This is a genomic window from Spiroplasma endosymbiont of Lasioglossum villosulum (genome assembly GCF_964020195.1).
Taxonomy (GTDB): Bacteria; Bacillota_I; Bacilli_A; order Mycoplasmatales; family VBWQ01; genus Spiroplasma_E; species Spiroplasma_E ixodetis_A.
On sequence record NZ_OZ026539.1, the window covers coordinates 1,024,841 to 1,038,174 of the forward strand.

At 23.9% G+C, this 13,334-nt stretch carries 12 protein-coding genes; 4 read left to right on the forward strand and 8 right to left on the reverse strand.

The features are described from left to right. The first annotated feature begins 233 nt into the window (after positions 1-233). On the forward strand, positions 234-857 hold the full coding sequence (locus tag AACK81_RS05870; RefSeq protein ID WP_338960532.1) for a hypothetical protein: 624 nt from the start codon (positions 234-236) through the stop codon (positions 855-857). 21 nt (positions 858-878) lie between these two features. Here AACK81_RS05870 and AACK81_RS05875 read toward each other — a convergent pair whose 3' ends face one another. From AACK81_RS05875 to acpS, 6 genes are all read right to left on the reverse strand, one after another. Further along, positions 879-1,616, reverse strand: coding sequence for a pseudouridine synthase (locus AACK81_RS05875; RefSeq protein WP_338960534.1), 738 nt, complete (start codon positions 1,614-1,616; stop codon positions 879-881). Continuing rightward, a complete protein-coding gene (gene scpB, locus AACK81_RS05880) occupies positions 1,609-2,190 on the reverse strand; it encodes an SMC-Scp complex subunit ScpB (RefSeq protein ID WP_286641535.1) in 582 nt (193 codons plus the stop codon). The genes AACK81_RS05875 and scpB overlap by 8 nt, the downstream gene beginning before the upstream one ends. Continuing rightward, positions 2,183-2,935 (reverse strand): segregation/condensation protein A, encoded by a 753-nt coding sequence (locus AACK81_RS05885; protein WP_338960536.1) that lies wholly within the window; start codon positions 2,933-2,935, stop codon positions 2,183-2,185. The genes scpB and AACK81_RS05885 overlap by 8 nt, the downstream gene beginning before the upstream one ends. Before the next feature lie 154 nt (positions 2,936-3,089). Next, on the reverse strand, positions 3,090-4,415 hold the full coding sequence (locus AACK81_RS05890; RefSeq protein ID WP_338960538.1) for a hypothetical protein: 1,326 nt from the start codon (positions 4,413-4,415) through the stop codon (positions 3,090-3,092). 74 nt (positions 4,416-4,489) lie between these two features. Then, positions 4,490-5,797, reverse strand: coding sequence for a thymidine phosphorylase (locus AACK81_RS05895; protein ID WP_338960541.1), 1,308 nt, complete (start codon positions 5,795-5,797; stop codon positions 4,490-4,492). Positions 5,798-5,825: 28 nt separating this feature from the next. Next, positions 5,826-6,146 carry a holo-ACP synthase gene (acpS, locus tag AACK81_RS05900; RefSeq protein WP_338960545.1) on the reverse strand — a complete coding sequence of 107 codons (321 nt, stop codon included), beginning with the start codon at positions 6,144-6,146 and terminating at the stop codon, positions 5,826-5,828. 131 nt (positions 6,147-6,277) lie between these two features. On the opposite strand from acpS, the gene AACK81_RS05905 reads away from it, so the two are divergent. The 3 genes from AACK81_RS05905 (at position 6,278) to AACK81_RS05915 (ending at position 9,792) form a co-directional block, all read left to right on the forward strand. Next, positions 6,278-7,138, forward strand: a complete 861-nt coding sequence (locus AACK81_RS05905; protein ID WP_281748449.1) for a ribonuclease HIII — start codon at positions 6,278-6,280, stop codon at positions 7,136-7,138. Between the two features lie 168 nt (positions 7,139-7,306). Then, positions 7,307-9,478 (forward strand): hypothetical protein, encoded by a 2,172-nt coding sequence (locus AACK81_RS05910; RefSeq protein WP_338960550.1) that lies wholly within the window; start codon positions 7,307-7,309, stop codon positions 9,476-9,478. A 158-nt stretch (positions 9,479-9,636) separates the two neighbouring features. After that, on the forward strand, positions 9,637-9,792 hold the full coding sequence (locus AACK81_RS05915) for a hypothetical protein (protein WP_174479916.1): 156 nt from the start codon (positions 9,637-9,639) through the stop codon (positions 9,790-9,792). 63 nt (positions 9,793-9,855) lie between these two features. On the opposite strand, the gene AACK81_RS05920 is transcribed toward AACK81_RS05915, so the two are convergent. Both AACK81_RS05920 and AACK81_RS05925 read right to left on the reverse strand, forming a co-directional pair. Then, a complete protein-coding gene (locus AACK81_RS05920; RefSeq protein WP_338960553.1) occupies positions 9,856-11,097 on the reverse strand; it encodes a DEAD/DEAH box helicase in 1,242 nt (413 codons plus the stop codon). A gap of 458 nt (positions 11,098-11,555) precedes the next feature. After that, positions 11,556-13,163, reverse strand: coding sequence for a hypothetical protein (locus AACK81_RS05925; RefSeq protein WP_338960555.1), 1,608 nt, complete (start codon positions 13,161-13,163; stop codon positions 11,556-11,558). Positions 13,164-13,334: the final 171 nt, after the last annotated feature.

Here is a 13,334-nt window from a genome sequence, read left to right on the forward strand (position 1 = left end):
CTGTAAATATTGAACAAAAAACGTTAAAATTATTTTTTTGTTCAAAAACTTTATACCTACAAGGATTTACTTTTGAAATAACTTATTATTATTTTGAAGATAGCACATTAATAAATCCTAATATAGAAAATATTATTTGCCAATCTTTACCTTTTGTAGGAAGTTATGTAGCAAGTAATGGACTCCAGGCACATAATAATTATTCTTGACAAACAATACATAATGATTTTTTATTGTTAACAAATTCTAACTTAAATGAAAATCAAATTAAATGCTCATTAATAGGAGCAATTCTAGCTACATCAGAAAGTATTCGTTTCAGAAGTGTTAAATGTTTTATTCTTCAAAGTCAAAGACCTATAAATCCAATAATACAAAGTTGAGTTTTTTTTCAACAAATTATAAAAAATTGAGATCGCGGAACACATAATGCTATTAATTATCTTTTAAATAATAAAGGTAGTTTAAATAAATATTTTCACCAAGAATTAAGTAATAATGTATTAAGAATAATGGTTTTTAGCACAAGCATGTATCATGCAATTAACAATTATCAAAATCCACCATTAATAACTTCAAATCAAAAATGAAAAATAAAAAAATTACAAAATTGAATAGATACCAGTATTAAAATCTGTGAAAAACAAAAATACACTATTGCTAAAGAAGCCAATAAATTTCAAAACTTAAATAATCTTATTGAAATACTGAAAAATTTTAAAAATGATATTATTACAAATAAAAAATTACAAGAGGAAATAAAAACAGCAAACGATTTTGCTGATAATATTATTGAAATAAATAAGGTTTTTGATATAAAGACAAACCCAGAAAGTATAAAAAGTTGTTATATTTAAAAAATAAATTATTCTTTTATTTTAACTCTTTTGACTCAATTTCATCAATGTTGTTACTTCTTCTTCTGTCAAATAACGATATTCACCCATTGTTAAACCTTTTAAAGTAATATTAGCAACTTGTAAACGTTTTAAAGTAATTACTCTACTTCCTACTGCTTTAATCATACGTTTAACTTGTTGATTTTGTCCCTCATGAATGGTTAGATGTAGTAAAGTATTTTCTTTTTTTATATTTTTATAAATTATTTTAACAATAGCAGGAGAAGTTGTAAATAAAGTTGATAAAATAATACCGTCTTGTAGTTTTTTAATAGCATTTGATGACAAAATACCACTTGCCAATACTTCATATACCTTATCTATTTTATAACGAGGATGAATAATAGCATTAGTAAATTCACCATCATTAGTCATTAACAACAAACCTGAAGTATCAAAATCTAAACGACCGACTGGGTAAATTCTACTATTAATATTAGTAAAATAATTCATTACCGTTGGTCGATTTTTAGGATCACTGACTGTTGTTAAACAATTAGGTGGTTTATAAAATGCTAAATAAATATGATTAGATTGCTTAATAATTTGATTATTAACTTTAATAACATCACTACTTGTAACTTTAAAACCTAACGTTGTAATAATTTGCCCATTAACTGTTACTTGCCCATTAATAATTAGTAATTCTGCTTTTCGTCGTGAACATACTCCAGAATTAGCAATAGCTTTTTGCAAGCGTTCTAAATCATTATTCATTAGTAAAGTTGTAGATTTCTTGTTCATCATTTTGGTTATTAAATTGAGGCAAAGTTGGTAATTGAGTTAAAGATTCGATATTAAAATGATCCATAAATTCATCAGTTAAATCATATAAAATTGGTTTTCCTGGTAATTCACTACGACCAATCTCAGTAATTAAATTTAAACTTTTTAGTTTAAAAATAATAGAATCACAATTTACACCACGAATATCTTCAATTTGTGGTTTAGTAACTGGATGATTATAAGCAATAATAGCTAGTGTTTCTAAAGCTGCTTGTGATAAACGTATTAAAGGTTGTTGTTTTAATACTTGATAGCGATTATAATGAATAGGTTTTGTTGTTAATTTATAAATATTACCAACTTTAATTAAACTTAAACCACTGGTATCATCATCATTTAATTTCATTTGTAAAGACGCAATTAAATTTTCAACAGTCTTTGGTTTTTTTGTTAATTCTAAATATTCAGCAAGTGTTAATAAATCAAGGCCTTCATTGCCAGCAATAAATAATAAACCTTGTAAAACTGCTAATCTTTCGTTTGTTTTTCAATTGCTATTATTCATTTTTCTCACCTCGATAAATTACTGTAATTTCAGTAAAAGTATTAGTTTGTATAATATGTAAAATTTGATGATTTGCAAGATCTAAAATTGCAATAAAAGTAATAATAAAATAATGTAAAGTTAATGCTTTAGTAAAAAATAATTGTTCTAAAGTAAAGTGTTGCTTGGGGTTTTTTTTCAGTAAGTGTTTAATTTCTTTAGCTCGATCTTCAGCTGAAATTAAGTTTAATGCTAAATTAACTGGTAATTTATTTTCATTTTGTAGTCTATTAAATATGTTTAACATTGCTTGTGTTAATTTATTAATATTATTTTTTACCAAAATTGGTGTAATTTCATCAACTAAATATGTTTTTAAATCACTAGGTGTTTTTGTTAATAATTGGGTTCTATATAAAGCCTGTTCTTTAAAATAATTACTTATTTCTTTGAATTTTTTATATTCTAATAAACGAGCAATTAATTTTTGACGATTAACTTCATTTTCATAAGCACTATCTACCACTAGTTCTTGTTTTGGTAATAATTGTTTTGATTGCAATTCTAATAAATAAGCAGCAATCGGTAAATATTCACTTACTAAATCAATGTTTTTAATTAATTCTTCATTAATAAAATGAACATATTGGTTAGTAACATCATTTAGATTTAAATCTAAAATATCAATATTTTTTTCTTTAATTAAATGCAAAAGCAAATCCATTGGTCCTTGAAAAGATTCAATTGTAATTACTGGTTGTAACATTATTCTCGTTCCCTCAATATCATTTTATACTTATTAATATTAATTATAACTTAATTTAATAGTACTTGATTAATCTTTAATAAATAAAAAAACTTATTTTTAATTTTTTAATGATTAAAATAAGTTTTAAAAGTTATTATATATTTAAATATTATTATTTAACTTCACGTAACGTAATATGAATATTTTCAACATTTATTTCAAATTTTGAAGATGTCTTTATATCTGGAAAGCCTTTACTTAGGTCATATTCTAATTTAAAGTTTAAATTAAAATAACCATTTTTTTCGTTAGGATTAAAATTAAATCCACTTTCGGGATTAGTAATAGTTATTAGACTATCATTTCATTTGGAAGCAAGAATACTATAAATTTTATTAATATTAGCAAAATAACCCTTTGTTATAACTTGTTCTTTTATATTATTCATTTCCTTATAATCTGAAAAACTTTCTGAAGCATTTGGTAATTCCTTTACTGCATCAACTGTTCATTCAGAAAATATTTTTGAAATTTGTGTTGTTGCATCAACAAAAGTTTGGTTAATCTTAATAGCAGTAGTACTTTCAATATCACCAGTATTAAAAATAGATTTACTATCATTACCAACTAAGAAATCAATAGTAATATTACTAACATTACCATTAAATACAATTGATTTATCATCATTATTGGTCACCGTTGGATCTGTCATTTTAAATAAAGTTGATTTAGGAACATTTGAAAAATCACCTGAAAATTCAAAACTTAAACTTAAACCAGAATATTGAACTTTATCTTTAATGGCAACATTTAAATTTTGTTTAATATATGATAACTGAGTTCTAGCAATTTCTTCTTTTTCTTCTTTTTCTGCTCCTTTAATTTTTCCAGTTATTGGTAAATTTTCAACATTAATATTTAGATTACCTTTAGTAATTTCTTCTTTAATAAAATCTTTAATTGCATCAGCTTTTTTTTGATCACTAGTATGACTTGTATCATTATTAATTGTAATTTTAATATCTTTAGTAACTGATGGTAAATCTAAATAAGAGATTTCCGCTTTTACTCATAAATGACCATTGACTAATTCACTACCAGTTGGTAAAACAAACTTAGGTTTTTCTTTTTCATCATTATCATTATCTTTTTTTGGAACATAGTCCATAATTTTGACATGTGCATCAGGGTGATATCAATTTGCTGGATGTTCATTGGTACTTTCTTTAAGTTTACTAGAGAAAAAGTTACCAATAGCTGTTTGCACAGAAGTATCTAATTTGCTAAAAATTTTACCTTTCATTTCTCCTATATTGGTATCATCTGATAAATTAAGATCAGCCTTAATTTGCACACTACTATCAGTAACAAAAGAGGCAGCAAAATTAAGAATATCCCTTGGAGTCATTTGATTATTTTCACTACCACAAGCAACAACTGTTACAACTGGTGTTGTTGCTAAAGCAAGTGTGCCCAGTAATTTTAATAAAGATTTCACAAAAACGCTCCTTATCATTTCATTTAATTAATATTTTTAAAATACTGTAACATTATAAACAATTTTAAACTAAATTACATTATTATTTCTAAAATTATTGGTTTAATATCGTATTTTTTATTAGTAATCTGAAATATAGAAATTGCCAAATCTAAAAATTGTTGATGGAAATGTTGATCTTTATTAGTATGGAGTTCCATAATTACACTATTTTTTTCAACTTTTTGACCATGAATTTGTTTTAAATAAATTCCTGCCACCGGATCAATAATATCAGTTTTCGTAGTTCTTCCTGCTCCTAATATTACTGATAATTCACCTAAAGCATAATTATTAGTAAAATCTAAATAGCCCGATAATTGCGCCTTAACTTTAATAATATATTTAGCTGGTGGTAATTTATCAATATTATCAAGATATTTAGTATCTCCACCTTGACTTTTAATAAAATCATAAAAAATTTGTAGTGGTTTTTCACTAGTAAACATAGCATTAACTTTATCAATACCCTCTTTTAAGGTTTTTACCTTTTTAGCTCCCAATAAGGCTAAAGCTACTAAATTACTAACAAGGATTTTCAAATCTTCTGGTCCTTTATTTTTTAAACTTAAAATAACTTCTTGTAATTCTAGTGCATTACCAATTGTTCGTCCTAAAGGCTTATTCATATCACTAATAATAGCATAAATTTTTTTATTAAAAGCTTTACCAATATGTACCATTAATTTTGCTAACTCTCTTGCAGTTACTATATCCTGAACAAAGGCACCTTTTCCACATTTAATGTCTAGTAAAATTAAATCAGCGCCCATTGCTATTTTTTTAGACATAACACTAGCAGCAATTAATGGTAATGAATCAACTGTTCCTGAAACATCACGTAATGCATATAATTTTTTATCAGCAGGCACTAAATTACTAGTTTGACTAATAATACTCATACCAACTTTATTAACAACTTTAATAAAATCTGATATTGCTAAATCACATTTAAAATTTGGAATTATTTCCAGTTTATCAATAGTACCACCAGTAATACCCAATCCTCTTCCAGAAATTTTTGCAACCTTTAATCCACAAGCAGCAGCTATTGGACCAAATACTAAACTAGTTTTATCACCAACACCACCAGTTGAATGTTTATCAATACTAAAACCAGTAATTTGTGATAAATCCATGGTTTCACCACTATTAATAATAGCTTTTGTATATTCTACTAATTCATCATTAGTCATTCCCTGAAAATAAACAGCCATTGCTCAAGCACTAATTTGATAGTCTGGTATTGTTTCATTGGCAATACCTTCTGTTAAAAATTTTAGTTCTTCTTTATTTAAACTTTGTCCTAATTTCTTTTTAGAAATTAAATCAATCATATACATTTTAATAAAACACCTTACTTTCTTTTTATTAAATAACAATTACAATTGCAATTGCATTAGTTTCATTATGTGATAAAGATAAAAGTAATTGATAATTCTTAATGATAGTTATTGGTTGATTATATTGATTATAGCTAATATCAATATTTTTAAATGTTAACTTTTCTTGTGGTAATGCCTTAAAAATTGCTTCTTTTAATGCTCATCTTCCTGCCAAAAATTCCTGTTGACGTTGTAAAGAATATTGATTAAAAAGTATAATTTCTTTTTTACTTAAAATTCTTTTAGCAAGTTCTTCAATATTTTCTATTCGATTTACTTCAATAATATCTATACCTACACTACGCATTGTTAACTCCTTATATAAAATAAAAGGTTAAAACCCTAAAATCCTTGTTTTTATTATATAATTAATATGAAAGAAAGTGTGATATTAATTTCAATAAATCAAATAAATTTTGAAAAGATGGTGATATATTAATGACATTTTACTTAAATCAAAAACAAAAATCATTAATTAAAGAACACTACCAAAACTATAAAGTTGATAATAAAAATAGTAGTTATGAATTATTTCAATATCATAATATAACAATTGAAATTTATCAAGAAAAAGTTATTTTTAAAGGTACTAAAGAGGATATTATTGCAGAATATCGCAGTATTTGAAATCAACTTGATGAAAATCAATCACCAGTCATTGGCAATGCTGAATTTGGTATTAATAATTTTTTTGGTCCACTTGTTATTATTAGTTCTTATATTGGTTCAGGTAATTTAGAAAAATTACGTTTACTTAACATTCGCGATTATAAAGACTTATCACAAAGTAAATTTATTGAATTAGCACAAGATATTATGAAAACAATTATTTTTGAGTCAGTAATCATTAACAATCGTAAATATAATCAATGAATTGATGCGGGTTATAGCCCCAATATTATTAAAACCTGAGGAGAAAATCAAGCATTAGTTCGTATGTTACAACATAGAATTCAATATGATACTATAGTTATTGATCAATATATTAATGAAGATACATATTACAAATACATTGAAAATATGAAAGATAATCGTAATAAAATTATTAAAGATAAAGTTCAATTTGTTACTAATGCAGAAAGTAAGTATTTAGCTATCGCTTGTAGTACTATTATTAGTCGTTATTTATTTTTAGAAGAAATTAAAAAAATAAAAGGTATTGACACTAATACAATTCCATTAGGTACTGGAAAAGAAGTTAATGTATTTTTAGAAAAAATTAAAAATGAAAAAACAATTGAATTTAATAAATTTCTTGAACGTCATAGCAAAAAATCATTTACTGAATTTTTTAAATAAATAATTAAAACTTAATTTTTATTAACTATATATAAAAAGATATTTTTTATTTAAAAACTATTAAATAAATGATATAATCCAAATCAGATATATGTTTAAATATATTTTTAAGTCCTATTTTGTTTTTATAAACAAAATAGGACTTTTATACTTAAAGGAGAAAATAAAATGCCAAATGAAGAAAAAAAGCCTTTATTAGAAAAAAATAAACATAGTAATTATGGAATTACTCATCAACAACCTTCTATAAATGATAGTAATTCAAGTAGTACTGAAAGTCTTAATAATTCAAGTACAATTATCGAAATAGAAGATAGTGAAGAAAATAATTGAATAAATTGTAGTAGTCGCTATGGAGGAACAACACAAAAAAAACTCAATGATAATGGAAATTGAAAATATGAAACCCAAATTAAAAATAACTTTGATAGTTTAACTTTTTTTAATGAAAGCACTATTACCATTAATAACAATCAATACTGACAAAAACTAACATTTGTTGAAAAAAATTGAACAGTAATTATAGTGATTTTAGAATTATTAAAAATAAACTTTAATAGAAATACAATAGAAATATATAAAAAAGAATACAATGATATTGATAAATATATTGATGATAATTTAGATTTAAAAACTTTTCAAAAAAAAGAAAGAAAATTATCACCCGAAAATCAATTCTTAGAAAATATTACTATAAAAACTATTAATAATCTTAATAAATTTATAACAAATACCAACGCACTTAATGAACAATTAAAATTATTTAAAGAAAATTCTAATAATAGAGATTTAAATGTTTTATTAAAATTATATAAATATTTAACAATAATACAAAATTTTATTGATCAAACAAAACCAGGAATAATAAGAAATATTGCATATAAATTTTTAGGATTATTAGAAATTTATATTGGACTTACTGGTAAAAATTTACAAAGAGTAGTTTCTAATTTTCCCATTGATGGTAAAGAACACACATCCCAAGATTATATTGATGCTATATTTTGAAATTGACAAAATTATGTTATGGTATTACTTGATACTGCACTTGGCACATTTTTCACTTCAGCAGCTTCAAGTTGATCACGAGATGTTTTTTTTAATAAAAAAAACAAAACAAATCCCATTGAAATCAATCAATTTAATACCAGTGACTTTGAAAAATATAAAGAAATATTTGAAACACTTTTATTTGAAGAAGATCATCAAAAATTAATGAAATATTTTTCAAATATTTCCATACTTAATGATTTAATACAGAAATTTAATCAAATTGAAAATTGTGTAGAAACAGAATTTGAATATCATCCAAATTTTAAAAAAGAAATTGAACGAATTAAAAAACTAATTATTAATTCACAAACAGAAAATAATAATGCTAATAATGATATTGAAATTAAACAAGTAATATCTTTAGCAAATAAAACAATTAAAACTATGGAACAACAAAATAATAAACCAATAGCATTAGTAACTAATTGAGGACGTAATCTTTTAGTTAATTTAACTTTAGAAACACTAACATGGGCAGGTAGTCATATTATTCTAACTGGTTCATCAGAAAATACTTCTAAAGAAGATTTTAATTTACATGATTGAATCACGAAAGACATTTTTACTACAGGTGCTTTAGCAGCAAATATAAGTCGTTATTTCGTTATGAGACCAATTAATAATATTTTTAAATCGGGTTTAACAAACTTAGGAATTCCAACTAATCTTTGTTCTGAAAAACTTTCAAAATGAGTTGAAAAACAAACTAGATATAAAAAAATATTAATGGCAATCCCTTTATTTTTATCAGTCACTTGTACTGTTAATGCTGTTAAAACAGAAGCTGCATTAGTTACTGAATATGGATTTCAAAAAGCCACAAAATTATTTTATGAAAAATTTGTTAGATGAACAACATTAGGATTTTCAATTGGTGTAACAGCAATTGATATGATTGCTTTTGCTATTTCTGATTTTTATAAAGATGTATTTAATCAACCAATAACTATAAAAAAAATCACAGAAATATTAACTAGTTGTTGTGGATTTACTAAAAAAGAAGCAGTTTTTCTTGAAAAACATTTAGAAAAATTAGAAAACAATGGGAAATTCACAACTCTTGATGAATTGTTTAAAAAATATCAGGAAGAAGAATTTGAAGATTCTGGTATTGAAGAAGTTTTATCACAACAAATAGAATCAGAAAAATCATCAAATGAAAAAGAAACTGATGACGAAACATCAATAGAAGAATTTCCTATTGACAATCCATATCAATTTGCAAATGATATAAATAACCAACCATCAACAAGTACAGGAATATACCATCCAATGTCATTCAATTAAAAGCACTATTTAAATTTAATTTTTAGTCACTCTTTTAAAAAGAGTGACTTTTTTAATATTTTATATTTATTTTTTTTCTAAAAAATGTACACTAATTTTGGATATTTTAGATATATAAGAATAAATATGCCAAAAAAAATAGTGAGAAAGGGATTTTTATGGATGAAAAAAATAAAAGAGAAAAAGAAATAGCAAGAATAAAAGAAAAAATTGCAGCTAATAAATTAAAAAAAGAATCTGAAAAAGCTGAAAAAGAAAGACAACAACAAGAAATCGAAAATAAGAAAAAAAATGAAAATAAAAAAACTTTATAAAAATAATATTTAAAGAAAAAATCACTTAATAATTAAGTGATTTTTTTATAAAAATGAATAATTTTAATATTTTGGTTTTCTTTTTCAATTTGAATTATTATCAACATTACGTTTAAAATCATTTCTATTGTTATGAGATGAAAAATTTAATTTAGTCGGTACTTTAACAACATTTTTAGGTAAATCTCAACCTGTAGTATCTAGTAAAGTAATTTCGTGATTTTGATAATATTGAATTTCTTGAATTTCATTATATTGAACTCTATTACTTACTAAAGTAATAGCAGTGCCTTGTGCTCCAGCACGAGCTGTTCTACCAATACGATGAGTATAATACTCATATTCGCGTGGAATATCATAATTAAAAACATAATCAATACCATTAATGTCAATTCCTCTAGCAACAACATCAGTAGCAATTAGTACTTTAACCTTACCATTTTTAAATTGTCTCATTGCTTCCATACGTTCTCTTTGACTTTTATCACCGTTAATAACAGCACATTTAATATTATTTTGTTCTAATAATTGTGCGATTTTGTTAGTAAAAGCTTTTGTATTTGAAAAAACAATACTTAATTGTGGTTGTAATTTTTGATATAAAGCAACTAATGCAGTTTCTTTTGTTATATTACGACAATCAAAATAATATTGTTTAATATTTGCTTGTTGTAATTTTTGACTTTCATCTTCAACACTAATACTAACTGGATTATTTTGATAATCATCAGCAATTTTTAAAACTGGTTTTGACATTGTCGCTGAAAAAAGAACAGTTTGAATATTTTGAGGTGAATTTTCAAATAAGAAATCAATATCTTTTTTAAATCCCATTTTTAACATTTCATCTGCTTCATCTAAAACTAATGTTTTAATTGAATTTAATCTTAAACTGCCACGATTAATATGATCAGTAATTCTTCCTGGTGTTCCAACAACTATGTTACTAGTTCTTAAATCATATAATTGATTTCTAATATTAACACCACCGCATAATAAAACAACATTAACGCCATTTAAAAAATAAGCATATTTTTTTACTTGTTTAGCAACTTGGATTGCCAATTCTCTAGTTGGACAAACAATAATGGCTTGATTACGATATAATTTTATATCTAAATTATGTAATATAGGTAAGACAAAGGCAGCAGTTTTTCCGGTTCCGGTATGACTTTTTCCAATAATATCTTTTTTTTGTAAAGAAACTGGAATTGTCTTCTTTTGAATTGGTGTTGGGGTAGTATAACCCCATTTAGCAATAGCAGCAGTTAATTCTTGTTTTAAATTTAGTTCTGTAAAACTCATATATTTCTCCTTAAAAATAAATTTTGAATAAATTTAGAAAAAATGATAATTATAACCTGAAAAATAACCTCTAAAAGAGGATTATTTTAAAAAATGATTAGTTTTATTTATTATTTATATATAATATACTTACTTACATTTTAAAGTATTAATTCATCTAATTTTTCTAAAATTAAAAGTTGTCAAATAATTTCATGATATTATTTATTTCTTTGACATCATTAACAACTTTTTTGATATTTTTTTATCAATCATATCTTAAAAGAAAATTGCGAATTAATCAACAACTTAAATATAATACACTATTTTTAATTAAATGTAAAGATAAATTTATAGAAATGAAAATATAAAAATAATAATTAAAATACTATACAAATTTTTAAATTTATTAAAATTAAAAATTTAAATTATATTAGAAATTTTTTATCATAACAAAAAATTTTGAAAAATAATATAAATTATCAAACATCAGTATCTGCTTTTTTAATAATTCAATTATCAAATAAAATATGATTATTTTTATGATTCTTAATCATTCCAATTAAAAAATTAGTGTTTGCATAACGAATAGTTAAATAATTATAACCATGCATACCACCCGCATTTCTTTTAACTTTAAATGTATTATCATCTACTTTTTCCACACTAGTTCTATCACTTAAAGTTGGATTTTTTTCTCCTTTTCAAAGACCATTTAAAGTAACTGAAATATTACCTTTAATAAGATTTTTGGTTGTAGCTTTAGAACTTATTTTTGAACTAATATAGTCACTAATATCACTCATTGTTTTATTATTTTGAACAAAATTATCAAAATCTCCGGGATTCATATATATTGTTAAATTATTATCAGTAGTGATATCAATACGCCCTTTAGCAAATTCACTTTTTGTATAGAATATTTTACCTAATGCTGTTGCTGTTTGCTCTGCTCATTCATCTTGCGTTTGATTAGGGCTAATATTAATAAAATCTAAAGTCATTGGCGTTAATCTTAATCCTGAAATGCTTCAATCACTAATAGTGATTTTTCCAAAAGCATTAATTTTATTTTTACTTTCTTCAGGCACTCCTTGTTTTCCAACAAGTCACTTAGTAATCTCATCTGAAAAAGCTGTTGCTGTTGGTGATAAATAATTTTTCAAAGAATCAATTGCTTCATCAATTGTAGATTTAGTAAGCGCTTCATACATATGATCACCACTAGCATAAACATCATTTTTTTGAAGAACTTCTGATTGAGCATTAATATCAACTTTAGTAATATTAACTTTATTGTTATTAAGTTTTCTAGTAATTAATTCTTTTGCTTTTTGTAATAAACTTTCACTATCAGTAGTGGTGCTTTCTATTTGTATCATAAAATCTTTTAATACTTTTGTTACATTACCAGTTGAAGCTTCAATTAAAGACTTTAAATTAGCGCCAGTATTAGCGTAATTAAAATCAAAAATATTAGATACTTCAATTTCTGTCTTTTTGTTACTTTCATCTTTATAAGATAATTTTAATTTTAAGTCTGCAGCAAGTTTATATCACATTGTTATGTTATACGTTGCTGGATCATAATTTTCAATACCAAAATCAGCTTTTTCCTTAGTTCAATTGAATTGTTTATTTGTCATTGTTGTTCCATTAAAATCAATTTTTAAAATTTCACTAGTAGTTATATTATTAAATAATGGTTTTAAATCAGATGGTTGTAATAAATAATCCTCAATAATAAGATTTGTAATATCTTTTTGAAGCCTAGTTAAAAATATATCTTTTATTTTACTATCAACCAGAGTGTCACTATCTTTAGATAAACTATTTAAATTATTAGTAATATCTTTTCCAGATTCACCAAATTCATCTTCAAAAGTTAAATTCTTATATTCACTAATTAAATTTGCAAGTCCTAAACTAATTTGCTCTTTAGCTTTTTTTAATAATTCTTGTACATCAGCATTTTCCGATACTTCATCATCAGTATCAGAACTATTACCATTTCCACATGCCACTACATTTACTGCTAATGGTGCTGTTAATCCAAAAATTGCTAATAATTTTAATATTCCCTTCACTCTAGTACCCTCCTAAAATTTCTTTTAATATATTTTATTAAAGTTTTAGTATATTCTATAATATTTATAATTAAAATGTTGTGAATATATTAACTTTAATATTTCAGTAAACTAATAAGTTTATAAAAAATCAAGTTTAATTTAATAATTAAAAAATAAGCATTGTAATCA